The organism is Streptomyces bacillaris, from assembly GCF_003268675.1.
In the GTDB taxonomy this organism is placed as follows: domain Bacteria; phylum Actinomycetota; class Actinomycetes; order Streptomycetales; family Streptomycetaceae; genus Streptomyces; species Streptomyces bacillaris.
Window position 1 is genome coordinate 2,596,792 of record NZ_CP029378.1, and the last position, 24,791, is coordinate 2,621,582.

The 24,791-nt window shown below is 70.3% G+C and carries 23 protein-coding genes; 9 read left to right on the top strand and 14 right to left on the bottom strand.

All coding sequences use genetic code 11. The features are described 5' to 3' along the window. Nucleotides 1-24 precede the first annotated feature (24 nt). The 8 genes from DJ476_RS10705 to DJ476_RS10740 all read right to left on the bottom strand — a co-directional run bounded on the left by DJ476_RS10705 (nt 25) and on the right by DJ476_RS10740 (nt 11,854). Nucleotides 25-1,167 carry an ABC transporter ATP-binding protein gene (locus tag DJ476_RS10705; RefSeq protein ID WP_103416504.1) on the bottom strand — a complete coding sequence of 381 codons (1,143 nt, stop codon included), beginning with the start codon at nt 1,165-1,167 and terminating at the stop codon, nt 25-27. After that, a complete protein-coding gene (locus DJ476_RS10710) occupies nt 1,160-2,218 on the bottom strand; it encodes an ABC transporter ATP-binding protein (protein WP_112490387.1) in 1,059 nt (352 codons plus the stop codon). Before DJ476_RS10710 ends, DJ476_RS10705 begins: the two co-directional genes overlap by 8 nt. An 11-nt stretch (nt 2,219-2,229) precedes the next feature. Further along, nucleotides 2,230-3,192, bottom strand: a complete 963-nt coding sequence (locus DJ476_RS10715) for an ABC transporter permease (RefSeq protein ID WP_112490388.1) — start codon at nt 3,190-3,192, stop codon at nt 2,230-2,232. Beyond that, nucleotides 3,185-4,111 (bottom strand): ABC transporter permease, encoded by a 927-nt coding sequence (locus DJ476_RS10720; protein ID WP_070205120.1) that lies wholly within the window; start codon nt 4,109-4,111, stop codon nt 3,185-3,187. The genes DJ476_RS10715 and DJ476_RS10720 overlap by 8 nt, the downstream gene beginning before the upstream one ends. Nucleotides 4,112-4,205: 94 nt before the next feature. Beyond that, nucleotides 4,206-5,828, bottom strand: a complete 1,623-nt coding sequence (locus DJ476_RS10725; protein WP_070205121.1) for a peptide ABC transporter substrate-binding protein — start codon at nt 5,826-5,828, stop codon at nt 4,206-4,208. 505 nt (nt 5,829-6,333) lie between these two features. Continuing rightward, on the bottom strand, nt 6,334-6,717 hold the full coding sequence (locus tag DJ476_RS10730) for an SH3 domain-containing protein (RefSeq protein WP_070205122.1): 384 nt from the start codon (nt 6,715-6,717) through the stop codon (nt 6,334-6,336). Between the two features lie 255 nt (nt 6,718-6,972). Continuing rightward, complete coding sequence (gene typA, locus DJ476_RS10735) at nt 6,973-8,844, bottom strand: translational GTPase TypA (RefSeq protein ID WP_053559535.1); 1,872 nt, start codon at nt 8,842-8,844, stop codon at nt 6,973-6,975. A gap of 538 nt (nt 8,845-9,382) precedes the next feature. Continuing rightward, nucleotides 9,383-11,854 (bottom strand): ABC transporter family substrate-binding protein, encoded by a 2,472-nt coding sequence (locus DJ476_RS10740; protein WP_112490389.1) that lies wholly within the window; start codon nt 11,852-11,854, stop codon nt 9,383-9,385. Nucleotides 11,855-12,163: 309 nt separating this feature from the next. Between DJ476_RS10740 and DJ476_RS10745 the strand changes: the two genes are divergently transcribed. From DJ476_RS10745 to DJ476_RS10755, 3 genes are all read left to right on the top strand, one after another. Continuing rightward, nucleotides 12,164-13,459 carry an alpha/beta hydrolase gene (locus DJ476_RS10745; RefSeq protein WP_112490390.1) on the top strand — a complete coding sequence of 432 codons (1,296 nt, stop codon included), beginning with the start codon at nt 12,164-12,166 and terminating at the stop codon, nt 13,457-13,459. 50 nt (nt 13,460-13,509) lie between these two features. Beyond that, nucleotides 13,510-14,133: a class I SAM-dependent methyltransferase gene (locus DJ476_RS10750; protein ID WP_112490391.1), complete on the top strand. Its 624-nt coding sequence runs from the start codon at nt 13,510-13,512 to the stop codon at nt 14,131-14,133. Nucleotides 14,134-14,206: 73 nt separating this feature from the next. Further along, nucleotides 14,207-14,767 carry a GNAT family N-acetyltransferase gene (locus tag DJ476_RS10755; protein WP_162638665.1) on the top strand — a complete coding sequence of 187 codons (561 nt, stop codon included), beginning with the start codon at nt 14,207-14,209 and terminating at the stop codon, nt 14,765-14,767. Nucleotides 14,768-14,803: 36 nt separating this feature from the next. Here DJ476_RS10755 and DJ476_RS35490 read toward each other — a convergent pair whose 3' ends face one another. Continuing rightward, entirely contained in the window at nt 14,804-15,406 is a 603-nt protein-coding gene (locus DJ476_RS35490; protein ID WP_318294547.1) for a hypothetical protein, read from the bottom strand. A 23-nt stretch (nt 15,407-15,429) separates the two neighbouring features. After that, nucleotides 15,430-15,999, bottom strand: coding sequence for a methyltransferase domain-containing protein (locus DJ476_RS35495; protein ID WP_318294549.1), 570 nt, complete (start codon nt 15,997-15,999; stop codon nt 15,430-15,432). 262 nt (nt 16,000-16,261) lie between these two features. Here DJ476_RS35495 and DJ476_RS10765 point away from each other — a divergent pair, with 262 nt between their 5' ends. The 3 genes from DJ476_RS10765 (at nt 16,262) to DJ476_RS10775 (ending at nt 17,910) form a co-directional block, all read left to right on the top strand. Then, entirely contained in the window at nt 16,262-16,936 is a 675-nt protein-coding gene (locus DJ476_RS10765) for a DUF5753 domain-containing protein (RefSeq protein ID WP_318294551.1), read from the top strand. Between the two features lie 191 nt (nt 16,937-17,127). Then, the gene (locus DJ476_RS10770) at nt 17,128-17,403 is read left to right on the top strand and encodes a hypothetical protein (protein WP_070205129.1); all 276 of its coding nucleotides are present in this window, start codon (nt 17,128-17,130) and stop codon (nt 17,401-17,403) included. Nucleotides 17,404-17,493: 90 nt separating this feature from the next. Further along, a complete protein-coding gene (locus tag DJ476_RS10775) occupies nt 17,494-17,910 on the top strand; it encodes an ankyrin repeat domain-containing protein (protein WP_112490393.1) in 417 nt (138 codons plus the stop codon). A gap of 137 nt (nt 17,911-18,047) precedes the next feature. On the opposite strand, the gene DJ476_RS10780 is transcribed toward DJ476_RS10775, so the two are convergent. Continuing rightward, nucleotides 18,048-18,470, bottom strand: coding sequence for a MarR family winged helix-turn-helix transcriptional regulator (locus DJ476_RS10780; protein ID WP_103416514.1), 423 nt, complete (start codon nt 18,468-18,470; stop codon nt 18,048-18,050). 188 nt (nt 18,471-18,658) lie between these two features. On the opposite strand from DJ476_RS10780, the gene eno reads away from it, so the two are divergent. The 3 genes from eno to DJ476_RS10795 all read left to right on the top strand — a co-directional run bounded on the left by eno (nt 18,659) and on the right by DJ476_RS10795 (nt 21,829). Next, nucleotides 18,659-19,951: a phosphopyruvate hydratase gene (gene eno / locus DJ476_RS10785; RefSeq protein WP_103416515.1), complete on the top strand. Its 1,293-nt coding sequence runs from the start codon at nt 18,659-18,661 to the stop codon at nt 19,949-19,951. Nucleotides 19,952-20,249: 298 nt separating this feature from the next. Continuing rightward, nucleotides 20,250-20,441 (top strand): hypothetical protein, encoded by a 192-nt coding sequence (locus tag DJ476_RS35125; protein ID WP_208853488.1) that lies wholly within the window; start codon nt 20,250-20,252, stop codon nt 20,439-20,441. Nucleotides 20,442-21,034: 593 nt separating this feature from the next. After that, nucleotides 21,035-21,829 (top strand): D-Ala-D-Ala carboxypeptidase family metallohydrolase, encoded by a 795-nt coding sequence (locus tag DJ476_RS10795; protein WP_103416517.1) that lies wholly within the window; start codon nt 21,035-21,037, stop codon nt 21,827-21,829. Between the two features lie 97 nt (nt 21,830-21,926). On the opposite strand, the gene DJ476_RS35500 is transcribed toward DJ476_RS10795, so the two are convergent. The 3 genes from DJ476_RS35500 to DJ476_RS10810 all read right to left on the bottom strand — a co-directional run bounded on the left by DJ476_RS35500 (nt 21,927) and on the right by DJ476_RS10810 (nt 24,743). Then, nucleotides 21,927-23,087: a hypothetical protein gene (locus tag DJ476_RS35500; protein WP_318294553.1), complete on the bottom strand. Its 1,161-nt coding sequence runs from the start codon at nt 23,085-23,087 to the stop codon at nt 21,927-21,929. Nucleotides 23,088-23,195: 108 nt separating this feature from the next. Next, complete coding sequence (locus tag DJ476_RS10805) at nt 23,196-24,206, bottom strand: YdcF family protein (protein WP_103416518.1); 1,011 nt, start codon at nt 24,204-24,206, stop codon at nt 23,196-23,198. A gap of 78 nt (nt 24,207-24,284) precedes the next feature. Continuing rightward, nucleotides 24,285-24,743: a hypothetical protein gene (locus tag DJ476_RS10810; protein ID WP_070205136.1), complete on the bottom strand. Its 459-nt coding sequence runs from the start codon at nt 24,741-24,743 to the stop codon at nt 24,285-24,287. Nucleotides 24,744-24,791: the final 48 nt, after the last annotated feature.

A 24,791-nucleotide genomic window follows, 5' to 3' on the forward strand; every position in this document is an offset into this window, starting at 1 on the left:
CCGACGTACGGCTACCGGGATCGGTCACGCCGCGTGAACGACGTCCTTCTCCTCGGCGAAGTGGCACGCCGACTCGTGCGCGGCCGGGCCGCCCGCCGCGACGAACCGCTCGGGGATCGCCAGCAGCGGCATCTCCGTCGCGCAGCGCTCCTCCGCCTTCCAGCACCGGGTGCGGAAGCGGCAGCCGGAGGGCGGGTTCGCCGGTGACGGAACGTCACCGGTGAGGATGATCCGCTCGCGGCCCTCGCGCGCCGCCGGGTCCGGCACCGGCACCGCGGAGAGCAGCGCCTGGGTGTACGGGTGCGTCGGGTGGTCGTAGATCTCGGTGTCCGTACCGATCTCGGCCATCTTGCCGAGGTACATGACGCCGACCCGGTCCGAGATGTGCCGGACGATGGACAGGTCGTGCGCGATGAAGAGGTAGGAGAGGTTGAACTCGTCCTGGAGCTTCTCCATCAGGTTGATGACCTGCGCCTGCACCGACACGTCGAGCGCGGAGACCGGCTCGTCGCAGATGATGATCTCCGGGTTGAGCGCGAGGCCGCGGGCGATGCCGATGCGCTGGCGCTGACCGCCGGAGAACTGGTGCGGGTACCGGTTGATGTACTCCGGGTTGAGGCCCACGACGTCCAGGAGCTCCTGAACCTTGCGCCGGCGGTCGCCCTTGGGAGCCACCTCGGGGTGGATCTCGTACGGCTCCCCGATGATGTCGCCGACCGTCATGCGCGGGTTCAGCGAGGTGTACGGGTCCTGGAACACCATCTGGATGTTCCGGCGCACGGCCTTCAGGGCGCGGCCGGACAGCTTGGTGATGTCCTGGCCCTTGTAGAAGACCTCGCCCGCGGTCGCCTTCTCCAGCATCATGAGCAGCTTGGCGACGGTGGACTTGCCACAGCCGGACTCGCCCACGATGCCGAGCGTCTCGCCCTGGTAGAGGTCGAAGGAGATCCCGTCCACGGCCTTGACCGCACCGATCTGCTTCTTGAAGAGGATGCCCTGGGTCAGCGGGAAGTGCTTGACCAGGTTGCGCACCTGGAGGATCGGCTCGCCCCGCTCGACCGGCGCCTCGATGGCGGCGACGGCGTCCTCTTCGGTGGCGACGGCGACCGTCTCCACCTCGGTGACGTGAGGGGTGGCGTCCACGGACTCCTTGTCGAGCTCAGCCATGGATCGTCTCCTTCCAGAAGTGGCACGCGCTTCCGCGGCCCGGCAGGTCGGTGCCGTCCCGCTCGGTGACCGGGTGCAGCGCCGGGATCTCCGTACGGCAGATGTCCTGCGCCTTGGGGCAGCGGGGGTTGAACGCGCAACCCGCGGGGATACGCGTCAGGTTGGGCGGCAGGCCCTTGATCGCGTAGAGCTCCTGGCCCTTCTGGTCCAGCCGCGGGATGGAGTCGAGCAGACCGCGCGTGTAGGGGTGCGACGGGCGGCTGTAGAGCTCGTGCACCGGAGCGGTCTCGACGATCCGGCCCGCGTACATCACGGCGATCTTGTCCGCCACGTCCGCGACCACGCCGAGGTCGTGGGTGATCAGGATGAGACCCATGTTGAACTCGCGCTGCAGCTCCGCGAGCAGGTCCATGACCTGGGCCTGGACGGTCACGTCGAGCGCGGTGGTCGGCTCGTCCGCGATGATCAGGTCGGGCTCCAGGGCCAGCGCCATGGCGATCATGATGCGCTGGCGCATACCGCCGGAGAACTGGTGCGGGTAGTCGTCGACCCGCTCCTTCGCCGCCGGGATGCGGACCCGGTCCATCAGCTCGATGGCCTTGAGCCTGGCTTCCTTCTTGGACATGCCCAGGTGGACCCGGAACATCTCGCCGAGCTGGTAGCCGACGGTCAGAACCGGGTTCAGCGAGGAGAGCGCGTCCTGGAAGATCATCGCGACGCGGCGGCCACGGATCTTGCGGCGCTCCTCCTCGGACATGGTGAGCAGGTCCTGGCCGCGGAAGAGGATCTCTCCCTGCGGGATACGGCCCGGAGGCATGTCCAGGATGCCCATGATCGCCTGGGCGGTCACGGACTTGCCGGAGCCGGACTCCCCGAGCACGGCCAGCGTCTCACCGGCGTCGACGGTGTAGTTGACACCGTTGACCGCCTTGGCGACGCCTTCGCGGGTGTGGAACTCGACGTGCAGGTCACGCACTTCGAGCAGCGGGCCCTGGTGTCCGTCGTCGCTGCGGGGAGCGGGGACGTTCGCGGTTTTTTCGATCGTAGTCACGTACGCCTCCCTCAGCGCAGCTTGGGGTCGAGGGCGTCGCGCACCGCGTCGCCGAGCATGATGAACGCCAGCACGGTGATGCTGACGAAGCCGGCCGGGAAGAGCAGCGGGTGCAGCGACTCGCGGATGCGCCCCAGCGACTGGTTGATCATGACGCCCCAGGAGATGGTCGGCTCCTGAATGCCGACACCGAGGAAGCTGAGCGTCGCCTCGGCCGAGATGATCACACCGAGCGAGATGGTCGCCAGCACGATCAGCGGGGTCAGTGCGTTCGGCAGCACGTGGCGGAACATCAGCCGGCCGGTGGAGGCACCGAGCGACCGGGCAGCGGTGACGTAGTCGGCCTGCTTGGTCTGCATGGCGGTGGAGCGCATGATGCGGGCCATGCTCATCCAGCCGAGCACGGTGAGCGCGGTGAGCACGCCCCAGATGCCGCCGATGCGGAACCCGTCGTCGTCACGGAAGCTGTTGAGGATGACGATGGCGCCGACGAGGAAGGGAATGCCCATCACGATGTCGATGCCGCGCGAGATGATCGCGTCGATCCACTTGCCGTAGAACCCGGCGACGAGGCCGAAGACCAGGGCGATGAGGGCCGAGCCCAGGGTGGCGAGGACACCGACGGTGATCGAGGTCCGGGTGCCGTAGATCGTACGGGCGTAGACGTCGCAGCCACGGGCGTCGTAACCGAACCAGGCGTCGGCGCTGGGCTTCTGCAACGAGCGGCCCAGTTCGCACAGTTGCGGGTCGGCGCTGGCGAACAGCGACGGGAACGCGGCCATCGCGACGAGCACCAGGATGATGCCCGAGGGGATCAGGAAGAGCGGCCGGCGCACGAGGTCGCGGACGGCGTCCTGGAGGAGGCTGCGCGGCTTGGCCATCTCCTTCACAGGGGAGTTGGTGCCCTTCGCCGATGCGGCCTTGGCCTCCTCGGCGGACTCCGGGGCTGCGGAAGTCTTGGTTGCGTCAGGCATAGCGAATCCTCGGGTCAAGCACGGCATAGAGCAGGTCCACGACGAGCGCCATCACCACGTAGACGATGACGAGGAGGGTCACGAAGCCGACGAGCGCCGGTCCGTCCTCGATCTGGATCGCCTTGAAGAGGTTGTAGCCGACACCGGGGATGTTGAAGATCCGCTCGGTGACGATGGCCCCGCCCATGAGCGTTCCGAGGTCCGCGCCGAGGTAGGTGACCACGGGGATCAGCGAGTTCCTCAGGACGTGGATCCCGGTGATCCGGGACGGGGAGAGGCCCTTCGCCTTGGCCGTACGCACGTAGTCCATCCGCAGGTTCTCCGCCACGGAGGCTCTCGCGAGGCGCGCGATGTAGGCGAGCGAGACGGAACCGAGGACAAGGCCCGGCAGAAGGTAGCTGACGAAACCTTCGTTGGTCCCCGAGACGGGGAAGATGCCGGCCTTGACGCCCAGGAAGATCTGGCTGACCTGCCCGAGGACGAAGATCGGGACAGCGATGACGGTCAGCGTGGAGAGCAGGACCAGGTTGTCCAGGAACTTTCCGCGCCGCATGCCCGCCATCACACCGGCGGCGACACCGATGATCATTTCGAAGACGAAGGCGATACCGGCGATGCGGAGGGTCTCCGGCCACGCGTCGGCGATCATCTCGCTGATGGGACGGGAGCCACTGAGGCTCGTCCCGAAATCACCCTGGACCAGACCCGCGAGGTAGTAGCCGTAGCGGATCGGCAGGGGGTCGTCCAGGTGGTACTGCGCGGTCAGCGCAACTCTGATGCTTTCCGGAACAGGACGCTCTCCGTACAGGTTCTGTACCGGGTCACCGCCCATGGCGGTGACGAGAGCGAAGACCAGAAAGGTGGTCCCGATGATGACCGGGAGCATCTGGAGCAGCCGTCTTGCGACGTAGCGGCCCATGGTTCCTCCTCGTGGGAACGACGGGGGGCGGATGTGGGTCCGCCCCCCGTCGTCAGGCCCTAATTTTTGACTACTGCGTCACGCGGGACGCAGGTCAGGACTTCTCGACCTTGGTGAGTTCAACCTGGTTGAACAGGTTCATCTCGACGTTCTTGACGTTGGTCGAGTGACCGAAGACGTTCTTGCCGAAGCGCAGCGGGATCACCGGCATGTCCTTGGCGAGGATGTCCTCGGCGGCCTGCCACTTCTGGATGGCCTCGGCCTCGGTCTTGGCCTCGCGGCCCTCCTGGAGGAGGCGGTCGAAGTCCTTGTTGCTGTAGCCGTAGTAGTTCGAGGAACCACCGGTGCTGTACAGCGGGCCGAGGTAGTTCTCCATGGACGGGTAGTCCATGATCCAGCCCATGCGGAACATGCCGGAGAACTTCTTGTTCTCGACCTGCGTCAGCAGCTCGGCGAACTTCGGCACGGCCTGGCTCACGCAGTCGAGACCCAGGTTCTTCTTGAGCTGGTCACACGTGGCGTTGATCCACTGCTCGTGGCCACCGTCGGCGTTGTGACCGATGTTGATCTTGTTGCCCTCGATGCCACCGGCCTCGGCGAGCAGCTTCTTGGCGGCGGCGGGGTCGAACTTGCACGCCTCGCCACAGGTGTCCTCGCGGTAGCCGCCCACGACCGGGGAGACGAAGGAACGCGCGGAGGACTGCGAGTCCTGGAAGACGACCTTGATGATCTCGTCACGGTCGATGGCCATCGAGATGGCCTTGCGGACGCGCGCGTCGCTGTACTTCTTGTCGTACGTCGGGAAGGCGACGAACTGGAAGGTGGAGGCCTGCGACGTCTTGAAGCGGTCGCCCAGCTCGCCCGGGGCGGTGCCCATGACCTCGGTCGGGATCTGGTCCACGATGTCGAGGTTGTTGGCGAGCAGGTCGTTGTACGCGGTGTTCTGGTCCTGGAAGATCCGGAACTCGACCGAGTCGACCTTCGGCTTCTCACCGAGCTTGTAGTCCGGGTAGGCCTTGACCTTCACGAACTTGTCGTGGTTCCACTTGCCGTCCATCTGGAACGGACCCTGGCCGATCGGGGCTTCCTCGTACGCCTTGAGGTCGGTGAGCGCCGACTCGGGCATCGGGTAGAAGACCGTGTAGCCCAGGACGGACTTGTAGCCGGCGAACGGGGCCTTGAGGGTGATCTCGAAGGTCTTGTCGTCGATGACCTTCAGGCCGGAAAGCTCCTTGGCCTTCGGCTCCTCGGCCTTCTTCGGGCCCTCCTCGCCGTCCGGGTCGACGGGGTTCATCTCGTCGTAGCCCTGGATGGTGCCGAAGAAGTAGTTGCCGTCGGCGGCGTTGGGGCCGTAGGCGCCCCAGTTCCAGGCGCCGACGTAGTCCTTGGCGGTGACGGGCTTGCCGTCGTGCCAGGTGGCGTCCTTGAGCTTGACCGTCCAGACCTTGTTGTCCGGGCTCTCGATGGACTCGGCGGCGGCCAGAACCGGCTGGTTCTTCGCGTCGAAGTCGACCAGCGGGGTGAACAGGCCCGACAGGACCTGCGAGCCACCGGACTCGGTGGTCGACTGCGGGACGAGGCGCTTGGGCTCGGCGATGTTCATGCTGAACCCGCCGCCGGAGCTGCCCTTGCTCTCGCTGTCGCCACCGCTACCGCCACAGGCGGTCGCAGCCAGGGCGACGACTATCGCGCACCCGACCATCTTGGAACCACGCATGGGTTCTCCTCCTCAAGAGTCCACTTTTGATCACTGCAAGAGGGGCACTGATACGTCGCCGACACCCCTGACGGCGATGAACAGTGACCCCGAAGTGTGCTCGTGAGTCGGCGCTCCCCACAGCGCGTGACCCATTGACCCGAGCTCAATGGAGCCAACTATTGAGTACGGCCGAGCCGTAAACCACACTTAAAGGGTCTCGGTTTGACAACATCACCGGTCTCCGGAAGCCCGAAATCCGGACAAAGTGATCCTAGACAGACGCCCGCGAAACGGACTGTTAACGCAACTTCCGGAGCACGGCGGTCGCTATCCGGACATCCGAACAGCAGCCGGACGCCCAAAAAGAGTTGCTTCGAGACCCTCCCCATGCGGGTGACACTTCTCACGAAACAGGGGCGATAAACGACGAACGGCCCGGTCGTCGCGGGGAATCCACGACGACCGGGCCGTACGCATGGTGACGGACCGACAGCTTTCGGCCATCCGCTCCGGCGGAGGTTTGTCAGCTGTACTGGCAGGGCGTGCTGGTGACCTGGGCGGTGTGCTGCGTCGTCACGTAGCGGGCCGACGAGATGTAGCGCCAGCCGTTGACGCTCGCGGCCTTGGCCCAGAACGTCTGGCCGTAGGCGTACGTGCCGACGATCGAGTAGTTGGTGCCCGGGCCGCTGCGGACGTTGACGCCGGCCTGGGTGGTCACCTTGTACTTGCAGTACTTCACGGCCGCGGCCGGAGCCTTGACGGTGGCCGGAGCCGCCGTGGCCGCCTTGGCCGGCGCGGTCGCCTGCGCCGCCGCGGTGCCCCCCAGCACGGCGGCGGCGGTCAGCGCGGAGGCCGCGACGGTACGGAATCCGATGGCCCTGACGCGGTCGAAGGACTTGACGGTCATTTCATGCCCCTACCCGTTGAGTGAACATGAGCGAGCTGCCCATGTGCCGGGCCCCAGGTCTCCGATAGCCGGAGGTCGATCTCCTGAGGCCGGACACCAGCCAATCGCACAAAAGTTCACTTCGGGGGTGCGGAGCCACGGTCTCGACCGGAACTCCCCATTTGGAAGGGGAGCAGCCTCTTCCCGGGACCGACGGAGAGCCCGGACCCTCTGGAAGGGGCCCGGGCTCTCCGTCACGCGGCTACGTCGGCCACGTCAGCGCTTGGCGCGGGACGCGGTGCGGGCGCGGTCCTTCTGGTCCAGGACGACCTTGCGGATACGCACGGTCTCCGGGGTCACCTCGATGCACTCGTCCTCGCGGCAGAACTCCAGGGACTGCTCCAGCGACAGCTTGCGGGCCGGGACCACGTTCTCCGTGGTGTCCGCGGAGGCCGCACGCATGTTGGTGAGCTTCTTCTCCTTGGTGATGTTCACGTCCATGTCGTCGGCGCGCGAGTTCTCACCGATGATCATGCCCTCGTACACCTCGGTGCCGGCCTCGGTGAAGATGACACCGCGCTCCTGGAGGTTGACCATCGCGAACGGCGTGACCGAACCGGCGCGGTCCGCGACCAGCGAACCGTTGTGACGGGTGCGCAGCTCACCGAACCACGGCTCGTGGCCCTCGAAGATCGAGTGCGCGATGCCGGTGCCGCGGGTCTGGGTCAGGAACTCCGTACGGAAGCCGATGAGGCCGCGGGACGGGACGATCCACTCCATGCGGACCCAGCCGGAGCCGTGGTTCGTCATGGTCTCCATACGGCCCTTGCGGGTCGCCATGAGCTGGGTGATGGCGCCGAGGTGCTCCTCGGGCGAGTCGATCGTCATGCGCTCGATCGGCTCGTACGTCTTGCCGTCGATCTGCTTGGTGACGACCTCGGGCTTGCCGACGGTCAGCTCGAAGCCCTCGCGGCGCATCTGCTCGACCAGGATGGCGAGCGCCAGCTCACCACGGCCCTGGACCTCCCAGGCGTCGGGGCGCTCGGTGTCCAGGACGCGGAGCGAGACGTTACCGATCAGCTCGCGGTCCAGGCGGTCCTTCACCTGGCGGGCGGTGACCTTGTGGCCCTTGCCGCCCTTGCCGACGAGCGGCGAGGTGTTGGTGCCGATGGTCATGGAGATGGCCGGCTCGTCGACCGTGATCAGCGGCAGCGCGATCGGGTTCTCCGGGTCGGCCAGCGTCTCGCCGATCATGATGTCCGGGATACCGGCGATGGCACAGATGTCACCCGGGCCCGCCACCTCGGCCGGCTTGCGGGTGAGCGCCTCGGTCATCATCAGCTCGGTGATGCGGACGTTGGACATGGTGCCGTCGCGCTTGATCCAGGTGACGGTCTGGCCCTTGCGCAGCTCGCCCTGCTCGACGCGGCAGAGCGCGATACGGCCGAGGAAGTTGTCGGCGTCCAGGTTGGTGACGTGGGCCTGGAGCGGCGCTTCCTCGTCGAACTCGGGGGCCGGGACGTGGGAGAGGATCGTGGAGAAGAACGGCTCCAGGTTCTCGCTGTCCTGCGGGACGGTGCCGTCCTCGGGCTTGGTCAGCGAGGCGACGCCGTCACGGGCGCAGGCGTAGACGATCGGGAACTCGATCTGGTCCTCGTCGGCGTCCAGGTCCAGGAACAGGTCGTACGTCTCGTCGACGACCTCGGCGATCCGGGAGTCGGGCCGGTCGGTCTTGTTGATGCAGAGGATGACCGGCATCTTCGCGGCCAGCGCCTTGCGCAGCACGAAGCGGGTCTGGGGCAGCGGGCCCTCGGAGGCGTCGACGAGCAGGACGACCGCGTCCACCATCGAGAGACCGCGCTCGACCTCGCCACCGAAGTCGGCGTGGCCGGGGGTGTCGATGATGTTGATCGTGATCGGGTCCCCGCCGTCCTTGGGGTGGTACTTCACCGCCGTGTTCTTGGCGAGGATCGTGATGCCCTTCTCACGCTCCAGGTCGTTCGAGTCCATCATGCGGTCGTCGAGCGACTCGGCAGCGTGCGCGGCGAAGGAGCCGGCCTGCTTGAGCATGGCGTCGACCAGCGTGGTCTTGCCGTGGTCGACGTGGGCGACGATGGCTACGTTACGGATGTCGTGGCGCGTGGGCATGGGTGGCTTGCGCTTCTCTCGGATCGTGGGATCAGGCGTCTCAGTCGGTCTTCGAGTCCTCGTACGCCCGCCGGGCGGCACGCCACGGCTCGTCCCATGGTACGGGCCCTGCGCACGCCGGGCTTCCCGGGCCGATCCGCGGAGGCGGTCTTCCCGTGTGATTCAGCCGATATTCAGCCGGTGTCAAGGAGCGGGGGCGGCTGTGGGAGAGCCGCGTGGGGGAGGCGCGAGGAGGGTGCGGGGAGGGTGTGTGAGGAGGGTCGAACGGCCCGGGTCAGGGCGGATACCACCTTGCCCGCCGTACGTGACGGCGGGCAAGGGTTTTGAGCAGCATCTGAGCTTGTGCAAACCGTTGACCTGCTGTTTTCTCCGCTGACCTGCGGATTCCTCCGGTGACCTGCGGATTCTTCCAGCCAGCTGCGGGTTTCTCCGGTGAGCTGTCGTTTCCTCCGGCGACCGGCCGCTTCCTCCGGCGATCCGCTGCTTCCTCCGGTGACCTGCGGCTTCTCCGGGCGACCGCCACTTCTTCCGGCGGCGGCTACTTCTTCCGGTCCGCGGGGGAACCTGCCGCCTGCCGGTCCGTGAACCCGATGTCCTGGTAGCGGGGGGCGGCGAAGCCGAAGGCGCCGACGTTCGCGAGCTTCTTGTCCACCGCGACGAGCTGCGGGCGCTGGAAGAGCGGAATCGATCCGGCGGCCGCCCAGATCCGGGCGTCGGCCTGCTTCATCAGCTCCCGCGCCGCCTTCTCGTCGAGTTCGGCGACCGCCTGGTCGAAGAGCTGGTCGATGTGGTCGGTGCCGACCCGGGTGTAGTTCTGCTCGACGAGGAGCGACCCGTCGGTGGCCGGCTCCGGCTTGGCGTAGATCGGGCGGCCGTCGGTGGCCGGGTAGGCGGTGGCGGGCCAGGAGTAGAGGGCCAGGTCGTAGTCGCCGGAGGCGATGTGGTCCTTGAAGTAGCTCTCGTCGGGAACCTTGGTGATCTCCGTGCCGATGCCGATCTTCTCCAGCATCGTCGCGATCCGCTCACCGACGCCGCGCAGCGACTGCGAGCCGGGGCCGGAGGGGAGCACGAAGCGCAGGGTCAGCGTCTTGCCGTCCTTGCCGAGGGGCCCGTTGACCGAGGCGGGGGCGGGTGCGGCGGTGCCCATGGGGGCGTACGCGCCGGGGGCGCCGCCGGACTGCTTGTCCTGGGCGGTGACCTTGGCGGCGGTGTCGGCCGCGGAGGTGTCCCCGCTCACGGCGCTCGCCTGGCGGAGCAGGGCAAGGCTCTGGACGGCGGCGGTGCGGGAGGGCGAGAGTACGGAGGAGGAGGCGTCGAGGCCCTGGACGGGACGGGCGCCGGGCTTGTTGTCCTGGCCGACGATGTAGAGGCCCTCGGCACGGGAGGCGGCGCTGTCGTCGGAGCCGGTGGCGGCCTGGTCGCTCTTCTTCTCCTCCTTGTCCTCGTCCCCGGCCTTCTCCTCCTTGTCCTCGGTCTTCTTCTCGGCGTCCTCGGTCTTCTTGTCGGCGTCGGTGTCGGCCTCGGTCTTGTCGGTCTTCTTCTCGTCCTTGTCCTCGGCCTTGTCGGTGCCCTTCTTCTCGCCGTCCTCCTTCTCGTCCTTCTTCTCCGCCTCGCTGCCCGCCTTGGTGTCCTTCGGCTTCTCGGCCGCGCCGCCCCGGGTCCACCCCGCGTCGGCCAGCAGGGCCTGGGCCTCCTCGGTGTTCTGGTCGCCGAGCGCCCCGCTGCCGTCCTTGTAACCGGGCTGTCCGGCCAGGGCCAGGTGGCTGCCGAGCGGCTTCGCCGGGAGCCCGAGCGGCTTGAGCACGGTCTCCGCGAGTTCCTGGCGGTCCAGGGCGCGGGCCACCGCCCGGCGGACCCGGTCGTCCGCGAGGGGGCCGGACTCGCCGTTCAGCGCGAGCTGGGTGTAGGCGGGCTCCAGGGACTTGCGTACGGCGTAGCTGCGCAGGGCCTTCTGCTCCGCCCCGTACGCGGCGACGGCCTTGCGGGTCTTCTCCCGGGCGGCCCGGGCGATCTCCGCCTGCTCCTCGTCGGAGCCGTTGGCCAGGGCCCAGGAGCGCAGGGCGGCGGCGGGGGTGAGGTCGGCGCCGGGGCCGTGGGCGAGGGGCTGCCCGCCGTTGTTGCCGTCGCGGAGGGCGAGGGCGATGCGGTTGGCGGTGGTGGAGTCGACGTCGGTGACGTGGACGGTGCCGTCCGCGAGGGCCTTGGTGCGGTCCTTGGGGGCGACGGCCCGGAAGACGAGGGTGTCCAGCTTGGCCTTGTCGCCCCACCAGCGGGGGTTACGGGTGAGGGTGACGGTTCCCTTGGCCTTGCTCACGCTCTTGAGCTGGAAGGGGCCCGCAGTGTTCTTCAGGGTCGTACGCGCTCCGTCGTTGAAGGTGTCCGGCGAGCCGGTGACCTCCTTCGGGTAGAGCGGTGAGAAGAGGGAGCGCCAGTCCGCGTAGGGCTTGGCGAAGGTGACCCGGACCTGGAGGTCGTCGGCGCCGCGCTCGATCTTCTGGATGCGCTCGTAGCCGGAGTTGCGGGCCGTCCAGAAGGCGGAGTCCTTGCCGCTGAGCGCGCGCCACTGGGCGACGAAGTCGGGAGCGCCGATCTCGCGGCCGTCGCTCCAGACCGCCTGCTGATTGAGCTTGTAGAGCACGACCTGCTTGGGCTCGCGCTCGATGATCTTCGCGGACTCCAGGTAGTCCGGGTTGAGCTTCGGCTGACCGGTGGCGTCCATCGGGAAGAGCGTGGGCAGCAGGGCCCCGGTGATCCTGGTGGTGGCGCTGTCGGCGTCCGCCTGGAAGGCGTTGAGGGTGGTGGGCATCGCGTCGACGGCCCAGTTCACCGTCGATCCGTCGGCGACGCGGTCACGGGCGGCGGGAGCGATGTCCTGCGGGACCCCCCGGGAGGTCTCCTCGCTGTCGGAACTGCACCCCGCGAGCGCGGGGATCGTGAGCACCCCCGCTGTGAGGAGCGCGAGCGAGCGGCGCTTTCGGACCGTCCCGCGCGGGACGCCGACGTGGGACATGGCTGATACCTCCGGGGCCGGCCCGGACCACCCCGTACCGGATGGACCGGATAGTGCTTGTTTGGTGGCATTTGCAGTTGATCACACTGATTCCTGCCCCCACTGAAAGCGCCTCCGCGCGGGAGGGGACGCCGACACGGCGGGGACGTACGGGAAGCTCACCCGCCCGGAGGAACGCCGTACCGCCCCGGATTCCGCACGAGACCTTCCATCGGCTTCCGCGCAAGGCCTCCCGTTATTGGTCCAGGCCAATTACGGTGCGGATCGGGCCTCGTCGCCCGCTCGGCCACGTCCTCCGAGGAGACACCGGTGCTCACCCGACGCGCAGCGTTCACGGCCGCCCTCGCGGCCCTCGGCTCCACCGCCCTGCCGGCCACCACCGCCACCGCCCTCCCCCGCGCCCCGGCAGCCGGCACCCCGGCCCCGCACGCCACGCCGCCGCGCCCCACGCCGTCGCGCCCCGCCGGCGCCCGCTCCCCCGGCAGGCCCCTCGCCGCGACGCTCCCCCGCCCCACGGGCAGGCACCCCGTCGCCACCCTCTCCGTCCCGCTGACCGACACCACCCGCACCGACCCCTTCGCCCCGCACCCGGGCCCGCGCGAGCTGATGGTGCAGCTCTGGTACCCGGCCACCACCGCCCCGCCGCGCCCGAGCGCCCCCTACACGGACCCGGGGACCGCGGCCGCGCTGGAGGTGGCGTGGGGCATGCGGCCCGGGGTGCTGGCGGCCGTCACCACGCACGCCCGTACGGGAGACCTGTCGTCTCTCGGAGCCCGTACGGGAGGTCCGGGGGCAGGAGGTCCACGTACGGGAGGGCGCCCGGCCCCCGGCACCCGTACGGCCGTCGTCCTGAGCCATGGGCGGGGCGCGTCCCGGGCCCTCACCAGCGGCCTGGCCGAGGAACTCGCCTCGCGCGGCCATCTCGTCGCGGCCGTCGACCACACCTACGACGCCGCCGCCGTCCGGTTCCCCGACGGCCGGCTGGTGCGCGGCGCGCTGCCCGCCGAACCGGACGACTGGGACGCCCAGGACCGGCTGGAGGTCGCCGTGCGCGCCGCGGACCTGCGGTGTGTGGCCGACGCGCTGTGCCGGAGCCGCCGCCCGCTCGCCGGGGTCGCGGTCCGGCGCGTCGGGCTGCTCGGCCACTCGCTGGGCGGGGCGGCGGCGGCCGAGGCGATGCGGCTGGACCGGCGCTTCGTGGCCGGACTCGACCTGGACGGCGGCCTGTTCGGCACCACCGTCCCGGAGACGGGCCTCGACCGCCCGTTCCTCCTCCTCACCTCGTCGCCGGACCACCCGACCTGGGCGCGGTGGCGCGCGCACCACCGGCACTGGGGGCGCCACCTGCACCTCGCGGGCGGCGGCCACCTCACGGCCACCGACGTACCGGCCCTGGCGCACGCGGCCGGGCTCCGGGAGCGGTGGCCCGAACCGCTGTACGCGGAGTTCCTCGGCACCCTTGCCCCGGCCCGGGCGGCCGCGGTCACCCGCGCGTACACCACCGCGTTCTTCGACAAATTCCTCCTCGGCCACCGACGCCCGCTCCTCGACGGGCCGGTACCGCGCTACCCGGAGATCGAGTTCCGCTGGACACGGGGGCGCTGAGACGGAACGCTCGTCCTTTCGAGGACGGCCGACCGGAAGGCACACAGCACATGACTGGGCAACCCGACCGCTGGGCGGAGCTGACCGGTGGACAGGCCGGTGAGGAGTACGCGCTCCGCTTCGCCCGGCTGGCGGAGTCGGGCCACGACGTCCACGGCGAGGCCACGTTCTGCGCGACCCTGCTGCGGCCCGGCGCGCGGGTGCTCGACGCGGGGTGCGGGACCGGCCGGATCGCGATCCGGCTCACCGAGCTGGGCCACCGGTGCACCGGCGTGGACGTCGACGCCTCGATGCTCGCGGTCGCCCGCCGCCAGGCCCCCGCCCAGGAGTGGCTCCTGGGCGACCTGGCCCACCTGGACACCCTCGACCTGGAGCCGGGCTTCGACCTGGCCCTGGCCGCCGGAAACGTCGTCCCGCTCCTGGCCCCCGGCACCGAGCCGGCCGTCGTCCGCCAGCTGGCCGCCACCCTGCGCCCCGGCGGCCTGCTGGTCACCGGCATGGGCCTGGACGCGGCCCACCTCCCCCTGCCCGAACCCACGGTCACCCTCACGGAGTTCGACACCTGGTGCACGGAGGCCGGGCTGTCCCTGCTCCAGCGGTACGCGACGTGGAGCGGTGACACCTTCCACCCGGGCGGCGGCTACGCGGTGAGCGTGCACACGCGTACGGAGTGACGACACGTCACCTTCACCTTCCGCCACGGATATTCGGTGTCCTGCCCACCTCCCGGCACGCAGAATGGTGCGCATGCCTCTGACCACCCCCACCCTGCGCACCGCCCGACTGCGGCTGCGCCCCTTCACGGCCGCGGACGCGGACGGCCTCTTCGCCCTGCACAGCAGCGCCGAGGTGATGCGCTACTGGGACTCCCCCGCCTGGACCGAACAGGCCCGCGTGGAGCGCTTCCTGACGATGTGCCGGACCATGGCGGACGAGGGCTCCGGGGTACGCCTGGCCCTCGACCGGGCCTCCGACGGGGCCTTCGTCGGCTGGTGCACGCTGGCCCGGTGGAACCCGGAGTACCGCAGCGCGTCCCTGGGCTACTGCCTCGACAAGACCGCGTGGGGCCACGGCTACGCGACGGAGGCCGCGCACGCCGTGCTGCGGTGGGCGTTCGACACGCTGGGCCTGAACCGGGTCCAGGCCGAGACCGACACACGCAACCTCGCGTCCGCCCGGGTGCTGGAGAAGGTGGGCTTCGTCCGTGAGGGCACGCTGCGGGAGGAGTGCGTCGTGAACGGCGAGGTCTCCGACACCTGGGTGTTCGGACTGCTCAGGCGGGAGTGGCAGCCGCCGGCGGGCACCTGACGGAGCCCGCACCCCGCTCGGCCCACCGCCGTCCGCTCAGCGAGCCGCCGCGGGCACGGGCCGGTCCGGGGTGTCCAGCCACGGCACGTGCGTACCGTCGGGAGCGATAGTCAGCCCGAACCGCCCCGGCCCCGGACGCCCGGCCCCACGCCACCACGCGTAGGCACCCTCGATCTCCCTCCACAGCCGGCGCCCCCCGTGCTCCCACACGGCGAAGCGGTCGGAGACCGTCCCGTCCCAGTCCACGGCCGCCCAGGAGCCGGCGTCGGTGGCGGCCGCCCACAGCCGGCGGGCGACACCGTCGACACCGGGATCGTCGTGCCGGGCCCGCCACACGTCGGGGGGCTGGAGCCCGACGGCGAACTGCGCGGCCCAGCCCTCACCCGCGGCCGCCCACGGGGACAGCAGGCTCACGGATGCCAGCGGTACATGGCTGCCCCGCACCACATCGCGGTAGATCCGCAGATCCGTACGCTGTCCCCGCATGAGCACGAACGCCGAGTACGGGAAGAAGAACCCCGAGGCGCCCCCGTACCCGTCCACGGTGAGCCGCAGCAGCCCGTAACAGAGCCACGGCGACTCCCAGGGGACGAGGATCACCCCGCCCGGCCGGGTCTGCGCGATCCACGCGGGAGGCACGGCCCGTACGGAACAGGTGGCGATCACCCGGTCGTAGGACCGCCGACCGCGTACCCCTCCGCCCCATCACCGCACACCACCCGGGGATCGAGCCCCACCCCCCGAAGGCTCCCCTCCGCACGCGCCGCCAGTACGGGGTCCACCTCGACGCTGGTCACCCGGTCCGCCCCGAGCCGGTGGGCGAGGAGCGCCGCGTTCCACCCCGTGCCCGCACCGATCTCCAGGACATGGTGCTCGGCGCGCAGGTCCAGCATGTCGAGCATGCGGAAGACGACGGAGGGAGCGGAGGCGGAACACGAGGCCCACCGCTCCCCCACCGCCCCGACGTCCTTTCCGTCGTTGACCTGGGTCACGACGGCGGTGTCGGCACAGGCGTGCCGCAGCCACCCTTCGGGGTCGGACTTCCGCGAGCACTCCTCCAGTTCACCCCCCACCCACACGGTCTCCGGCAGGAACGCATGCCGGGGCGCCCCCCGGAAGGCGGCTTCCCAGACCGGGGCGACCGGCGCCCCGAGGCTCTCGTTCACCGAGCCGAGCAGGCCGCCCATGGCGGGCACGACGGCGGCCTGCTCGTCCGCTCCGATCAACTCCATCCGCGGTGCGCCCACTTCCCTGTGTGCTTCGGCTCCGGCACCGGCTTGGCGGTGTCCGAGGACGGCTTCGCGGTACCCGGGGCCTTGCCTCCCGCATGCTTCCCGTCGCCTCCGCCGCCGCCTTTTCCTGTTCCCCAGCCCATTGCCGTCTCCTTCTCTCGTGCGGAGCAAGGACCTTAGGAGGCGGAACCGGGCGGGCCCTGATCACGGCAACCGTGGACGCCTTGGAAGCGCATGATTCCTTTACGGAGGGGGAGAGTTGATGGCACCGAGTCCGAGCGAATCCGATGCCCGGGCGGCCGACCTGATCGCCGCCTCCCGGACCGCCGAGTCCATGTACGTCCAGTGGCAGCAGCTCCACCAGGACGGGATGCGGCGGGTCCACGAGAGCACCGTCCCGCTGTACGAGCGGACGGCCCACTTCAGGGTGTACGCCTCCAACGTCCTGCCCGGCATGGTCCAGACGGCCGGGTACGCGACCGGGCTCCTGCGGTCCATCGCGGACTTCCAGGGCACCCCGGACGACGTGGCCGAAGCCGTCCGGGCGCGCCTGGCACGCTCCCGGGTCGTCCACGAGGGTAGCCACCGCTTCGCCCTGCTGATCGAGGAGGCCAGCCTCCACCACCGGGTCTGCGACGGGCCCGAGCTCGCCGCACAACTCCGGTACTTGGGCGAGGTCATGTCCCGCCCCAACGTCTCCCTGGGCGTCATCCTGCTCGGGGCCCGCCGGCGTACGATCTGGCCGCTGGAGGCCTTCTACGCGTTCGACGACGCCCAGGTGGCCGTGGAGACGCTGACCGCGGAGGTGAACATCACGGCGCCCGGTGAAGTCCGCACCTATCTGCGGGCGTTCACGGAGCTGTCGCGCATCGCCGTCCACGGGGCACCCGCCCGCGACCTCATCTCCCGGGCCATGCGCTCCGCGCTCTCAGACTGAGGCGGCGCAGGGGCGGCGGCCCAGGGGCGGCAGGGCGGTGATCACCGTCACACCAGGAAACTCCCAACTTTTCGCCGGGAGTTCGTAAAGAATGATCTTCAGACCAAGGGTCGGCGCCGGGGAGCCGTGACGCACGGAGCGTCGCGGCGGCGTCGGCCCGCCCTTCGGGGTTGAAACCGCAAGGTTCACATATGAAGCACATGCGTAAGGCCTCCGCCGTCGTGGCGACCGCCCTGCTGATCGGGATAGCGGGTCCGCTCTCGCAGGCCCATGCGGCCAAGTCCTACACCGCGGTCGTGAAGTGCGCCAAGGTGAAGATCAGCAACAACAACGCGGTCGGCTTCGTCGACGGCAAGGGCAAGGCCAACACCAAGCCCAAGGCCATCGCCGCGGCGAAGAAGAACGCCAACAGCAAGGTGGGCAAGGGGTACCGCGCCAAGCACTGCGACGTGAAGTCGGTCAAGTGATCCGCTGCCGCTGACGGCAGTCTGAACCGGTGGGCCGCTCGACCGGCGGCCCACCGGTCCCTGACAACTCACGACAGAGGCAGCAACACCGTGAACCATCGACGACAGAAGAAACTGACCAAGCGGCTCGTCGAAGCCGCGACCTTCGGTGAACTCACCGAGGTCCGCGCCCTGTTGCGGGGCGGCGCCCAGCCCGACCGGGCGGACGGCGAGGGCACGACCCCCCTCTACGCCGCGTCCGTGCACGGCTCCGCCGACGTGGTGCGCGCCCTGCTGGGGGCAGGGGCGGACCCCGACACGGAGAGCGGACACGGCACCGAAGGCACCCCGTTGTGCGCGGCGGCCTGCTGGGGCCACACCGAGACCGTACGCGTACTGCTGGAGCACGGCGCCGACCCGGCCCTGCGGGAGGACGGCGGAACCGGCATGTCCCCCATGGAGTGGGCCCTCACCGGTCCCCACTCCGAGGTTGTCGCGCTGCTCGAAGGAGCCGCGCCGCAGGAATAGGCCGGCCGTAGCCGTAGCACTGCGGGGCCGGCCGTACGTATCACCGCGGGGCCGGGAAGCCATCCCGGAAAGCACGACAGGCAAAGGGCCGCCCGCAAAAGACAGTTCGGGGCGCACGACCCGGTCGGGGGGCCGGGTCAGTGTGCCGCGAGCCGTTCCACCAGGGTGATCGCCCGCGCCAGCAACTCCCTCTCATCGGGCGTCAGTTCCGACTCGATCGCGTGCGCGAGCCAGTCCGTCCTGCGCCCCCGCTCCTCCTCCAGCAGCGCCCGGCCCGCGACCGAGAGTTCGACCAGGCTCTTGCGGCCGTCGGTCGGATGGGCGCGGCGGGTGATCAGGCCCTGGTCCATCAGCAGGCCGACGGCCCGGGCCATGGACTGCGGGCGGACCCGCTGATCGGCTGCCAGTTCGCTGGTCGTCATCGCGCCGCTGCGGTCCAGCGCACCGAGGACGGCCACCTGGCCGACCGGCATCTGGTCCTCACGCTTCACGCGGCGCGTGAGCTTTCCCGTCGCGGCACGCAGTTCGGCGGCGACGGCGGCGGATTCCGGAAGGGGCATACCGAATATTAACGCAGCGTAGCCGGGAGGAGGGAGGAAGAAGGAGTGTGCAGGCTAACTGTTCAGTTCAGCTGCGCAGCATTGCTGTAGAGTTTCCTTCTGCCGGGACCAGCGCCACCGTCGCCGCAGCCGGGCCCCGGCGCGTGTGCCACGGCACACCCGCGCGACAACGGGAAGGACTCACTCCCATGACCGCCATCACCTCCGTCACCGGCCGCAGCATCCTCGACAGCAGGGGCAACCCCACCGTCGAAGTGGATGTGGAGCTGGCGGACGGGTCCACCGGGCGGGCCGCCGTCCCCTCCGGCGCCTCGACCGGGGCCCGCGAGGCCGTCGAACTCCGCGACGGCGACCCCGGCCGCTGGCACGGCAAGGGCGTCGACCGGGCGGTGCACCACGTCAACACGGAGCTGGCCGCCGCCGTCATCGGCCGCGAGGCCGAGGACCAGGCCGGGCTCGACGCCACCCTCGTCGCCACGGACGGCACGCCCACCAAGTCCCGGCTCGGCGCGAACGCGGTCCTCGGCATCTCCCTGGCCACCGCGAAGGCCGCCGCGGCCGCCCACCGCCTGCCGCTCTTCCGGTACGTCGGCGGCTCGGGCGCCCGCCTGCTCCCCGTACCGATGATGAACATCGTCAACGGCGGCGCCCACGCCGACAATCCGCTGGACTTCCAGGAGTTCATGATCGCCCCCATCGGCGCGGCCACCTTCGCCGAGGCCGTACGGATGGGCTCCGAGGTCTTCCACACCCTGCGCCGCGACCTCCTCGCCGCCGGGCACTCCACGGGCGTCGGCGACGAGGGCGGCTTCGCGCCCTCGCTCCGTACCGCCGAGGAAGCCCTGGACTTCGTCGTCGCCGCAGTCGAGCGCACGGGGTACCGGCCGGGGACCGACATCGGGCTGGTCATGGACCCGGCGTCGTCGGAGTTCTTCCGCGACGGCGTCTACGACTACACCGGGGAGGGCGTCCGGCGCACCCCCGCCGAACAGGTGGACTACCTGGTCAAGTTGATCGACTCCTACCCCGTCGTCTCGATCGAGGACCCGATGGCCGAGGACGACCGGACCGGGTGGCAGGAGCTGACCGCACGGGTCGGCGCCCGCTGCCAGCTCACCGGGGACGACGTCTTCTGCACCGACGCGGCCGTCCTGCGCGAGGGGATCGCGGCCGGTGTCGCCAACTCCGTACTGGTGAAGGTCAATCAGATCGGCACTCTGACCGAGGCCCTGGCCACCGTCGACACCGCCCACCGCGCCGGCTACACCGTCGTCATGTCCCACCGGTCCGGCGAGACGGAGGACACGACCATCGCGGATCTGGCGGTGGCCACGGGGTGCGGCCAGATCAAGACCGGGTCGCTCTCCCGCTCGGACCGTACCGCCAAGTACAACCAACTGATGCGAATCGAGGAGCAGTTGGGCGGCAGCGCCCGGTACGCGGGCGCGGCGGCGCTGCGCCGGCCGCACCGCCGCCCGTAGCTCTCTCTCCCCGTCTACCGGCCGGTTGCGGGTCGGGTCCTCAGCAGGCCTGCTGGGGGCCCGAGTCGAGGGTGCCGACCCGGCCGATGACCGTCTCGTCGCCCAGGCCCGCACCCGCCCCCGGGCGATGTAGCAGGAGTACTTGGTCCTGTTGATCACTTCGAGGTGGATGTGGGCGCCGGTGTCCCCGTTGACCTGGTAGCAGGAGGAGTAGCGGAACCTGCCGGTCTGGCCGAGCCGGGTCCAGGGGCCGACGGTGGCGCCGACCGTGATCGAGGCGGGTTTCCGGTCGACGTGCATGACGTCGGCGCGGCCCACGACGGCCCCGGTCGCGTCGTCGCTCGCCTCCAGTCCGATGCGCCAGCCGCCGTCTGCCAGGTTCCCGGTGGCGCAGCCGGGGCGGACCGTCACGACGCGCACCGTCACCGAGCTGCCGGTCGAGGTCCTGCTGCCGAACGGGGAGACGACCGTGGCACCGGGGTTCTGGTAGATGTCCACCGACCAGTCGTTGAGATAGCCCCAGTTGGAGAAGACCCGGTGGTGGGAGGAGGGCGGGGTCTGGCCGAACCGGTTCCATATGGACGGGCCCTGGATCGGCGGATACACCGCGATGGTGGCGGCAGCCAGCGGTTGCGCCTCCTGCCGCCCTCCCTCCGGACGGACCTCCTGGGCGTGGGCCACGGGGGCGGCCAGCAGGGCGGCGGAGGCGACCATCGCGGACGCGAGGGCGCAACGGACGGCAGTGAACAGCCTCATGGGGGCTCCTGGGTGTGAGGGGGGACGCGGGCGAGAGCGCAAGGTCAAGCGCGGACGCAGGCTCGGACTCGCGCTCGGACGCGGACGCGAGCGCAGGCCTGGGGTGGATGAGCGGCAAGTGAAGCACCGCCGCCGCCGAACGTCCGGGTAGTGGCAGCTTCCGGACAGCCCGCCGCGTACCAACCGCGTCCAATTGCCCCATCAGGCACCGACCCGCTTGCAGCTAGTTGTCATGACCTTGACGCTCCCGCGCTCGCATCACAGGCTCGGTACCGCTCAGCGAACGCTCACCGGCCGCCCCGCTCGACGACGAAGAGGTGCTGTCCCATGCGCTCACGCCCCACCGGATTCCTGCTCGCGACCTTCGCGGGCGCGGTGCTCGCCCTCGGCGGCACCTCCGCCTCCGCCGCCCCCGGCTCCGCAGACGCCGCCACCGCCCCCGCCGTGAAGGCCTCCGCCTCTGGGGACTTCGGCACGGCCGACGCCTGTTACACCTGGAGCGGCACGCTCCGCGAGGGCTCCAGCGGGGAGGCCGTACGCCAGCTCCAGATCCGCGTCTCGGGCTACCCCGGGACCGGGAACCAGCTCGCCATCGACGGTGCGTACGGTCCGGCCACGAAGGCGGCCGTCCAGCGCTTCCAGGCCGCGTACGGACTCGGGGCCGACGGCATCGCCGGGCCGCAGACGTTCAACAAGATCTACCAGCTCCAGAAGAGCGACTGCACCCCGGCCAACTTCACCTACGCCGAGCTGAACCGCTGCAACTCCGACTGGTCCGGCGGCAAGGTCAGCGCCGCCACCGCGCGCGCCAACGCCCTGGTGACCATGTGGAAGCTCCAGGCCCTGCGCCACGCCCTGGGCGACCGGCCGGTCACCGTCAACGGCGGCTTCCGCAGCGTCTCCTGCAACAGCGCGGTCGGCGGCGCCGCCAACAGCCGCCACATGTACGGGCACGCGGCCGACCTCGGCGCCGGGTCCCAGGGCTTCTGCGCCCTCGCGAAGGCCGCGCGCAACCACGGCTTCACCGAGATCCTCGGCCCCGGCTACCCGGGCCACAACGACCACACCCACGTCGCCGGTGGCAGCGGCCGCTTCTGGTCGGCCCCGAGCTGCGGCATCTGACGCCCGCTCCTCGACGCCTCACGCATGTGCGGGCTTCCACCGGCCGGTGGGAGCCCGCACGCTTTCGGGTCCGTACGGGCGGAGCCCGCCGTCCCCGTCAGCCGAAGTTGTTGAAGGCGATGCCGTTGGTCAGGGACGTGACACCGCTCTGGACGCCGTCGATCTTCACGGTCTGGCCGGAGACGTGCTTCACGTAGATCCGCATCAGGAAGTCCCGCGTACCGCAGGCCGGATCGACCGGGAGGCCGGTGAGGAAGGAGTAGCCGACCGCGTGGTGCGCGTCGTCGGTGACGGTCCGGCGTGCGGTGGTGCTGTGGCTGCGGCAGGCGTGGCCGGTCGTGCCGAGCTGGATGAACTCGAACCGGGCGTCCACGACCGCGTTCTTCCCGCGCGGGTGGGCCTGCATGGCCGTGGCACAGGAGGCGGTGCCGTGGTAGCAGGTGGTGAGTTCCAGGTTGGCCTGGGCCGAGACGCTGACGGCGTCCGGATGCGCCTGCCACCTACGCGACGGGGTTCCGTCGTCGTAGAACACCCAGGCGTCCCGACGGGCCGGTCCCGTACCGACATAGGTGCACGCACCGCCGGAATCGGCGCTCTCGCAGGCGGGGTTCTGCCACCAGCCGGCGCCGACCCGGTCGCCGTCGTCCGCCTCCAGCCAGGTCTTCCCGGCGACCGCGGTCAGGTGGTAGCTGCCCGTCAGTGAGGAGTACGCCGTGCCCTGGAGGACGCAGGTGTAGGTGCCGTCGGCCGGGGCGGTGAAGAGCAGGTCCGCGAAGAGCGGCAGATGGCCCGGGGTGGCGTAGGTGACGGTGTCGCTGCCTTCGTGGTTACGGGCCGACGCCGCGACCACGGGCACCGTCCTCCCCGAGGCGTCCAGGCAGCGGACGCGCTCGGTCAGGCCGACGATGCCGGTCGTCGTGCTGGTCGCCTCCAGCCGTCCCCGCAGATGCCGCTTCTCCCCGGCCGCGAGCGTCATCGTCCGGCGCACCAGATCCACCGTCACGCCCCGGGGGATGACGGTGTCCGCGGCCAGCGTGGTGCGGGTGACGCCCACCGGCCCTGCCGCCGCCCCGGAGGCACTCACCGGATCCGCCCACGCCCCGGTGGCGGCGACCGGCTCCCGCGCCGCCCCGGTGGTCGCGTTCGCCTGTGCGGGAAGGGGCGTCAGCGCCACCAGTGCCAGGCCCAGCCCCGCTACGAGCGCTCTGCGGACGGTTCTGCCCGCCCCAGCCCCCGCCCCCGCCGTACGCACACGCATGTACTGTCCCCGCCCCTGTCCGTCCCCGGGCCCGTTCCCGGGCGTGCCGCCTCGAACCGGGCGGCAGGGGGTCAGCCTAGGCGGTGCCGCGCACCGGTCGGCGGGTCCCTACCACCGCATCCCCACGACCACCGCCAGCGCCACGAGCAGCGTGCACAGGACGGCGTTGACGACGCGGTTCTCCCAGAAGACGGCGACGAACTCCCGGATGGTGGCGCTCGGCCAGAAGTACGCGGCGGTCGGGGAGCCGATCACCTGGCCGCGCACGCCCTCCCGACGGGCCGTCATCGCGGCGCGGAAGGCGTGGAAGTTGTTGGTGACGACGACGCAGACGTACCGCGCGTCGGCCTCCTCCATCAGCCGCCGGCTGAAGCGCAGGTTCTCGGTGGTCGTACGGGACCGCGACTCCTCCCGTACGAGCGACGGGTCGGCGCCCTCCGCGACCAGCCAGCGCCCCATGGCCTCCGCCTCCGGCAGCTTCTCGTCCGGGCCCTGTCCGCCGGAGACCAGCAGCACGGGGGCGTCCGCGCCCCGCTCGATCTGCTTCCGCTGGATGCGGAGTCCGGCCCGCAGCCGCGAGGCGAGCAGCGGAGGCACCCGTTCCCCACCGATCAGGCCCGAGCCCAGGACCACCACGAAGTCCACGTCACCGCGCACCCGGATGCGGCCGTACAGGAAGGCGTAGGCCAGGAAGCAGAGGAAGAGGAAGGCCACGTAACCGGTGACGAGCACGACGGCCAGGATGAAGGACTGGTACGCGCGGGAGCTGCCCACGTAGTCGGCGGTGACCACCAGCGCCAGGACGGCGAAGATGGCGAGACCCGCCAGGCCCGACAGCAGGTTGCCCGGGCTGCGGCCCTCCTTGCGGAGCATGGTCAGCCCGTTGCCCACCAGGAAGCCGCCGAGCACCACGACCGCCAGCGCGGGCACGAGGAAGACCAGCGAGTACACCAGGACGGCCAGGCTGCCCGGCAGCCGGTCCACCTGCGTCAGCAGGGCGAACGACAGGCTCAGCACGGTCAGGCCGAGCAGCACCGCGTTGCGGAACTGGCGGCGGTCCTGCCGCACGCCCCAGCAGAACCAGAGGAAGAAGACTGCTGTCGGTACGAAGGCGATCACGGGTGACCTCGGATGCGTCGGGCCGGGGGGCGGTGGGGGGAATGCGTGAACGGTACGGGGTGCGGTGCGGCGGGAACGTTACTGCGCCGACCTGCGGTTCTCCTCCACCCAGTCGTCGTTCGTCTGCCAGGCGTACAGCGTGTGGTCCTTCAGCGAGACGTAGTAGGAGCCGCAGCGGCCCTGCGCACCGCTCGCCGCGCCCGAGGGGAACCAGGAGGCGCTGATCTCGGGGTCCGGCGCCTTCCCGGCCCCGGCGTCGAGCGGCGTACAGGAGGCGGGGAGGCCGTCGCCGCTGAGCGTGGCCTTGAGGATGCGCTCGCCGCCGGTCGTGCGCATGGCGTACTCGACGGACGCGGCGTCGTCCGGCAGCCAGCGGGGGACGGACGGGCGCTCGGCCTTGGCCGCCTTGCCAGTGGCGTACGAAGCCGTCTGCTCGTGGCGGCCCTCGTACCACTCCTTCGCCTGCGGTACGGCCACCGCGCCCGCCACCCCGAGCACCACCACGGTGCCCACCACGCCCACCAGAACGCCACGCATGTCGTCTCCTGTCCTCGTCCGTCCTCGTCCGGCATCACGGTCCGGAAG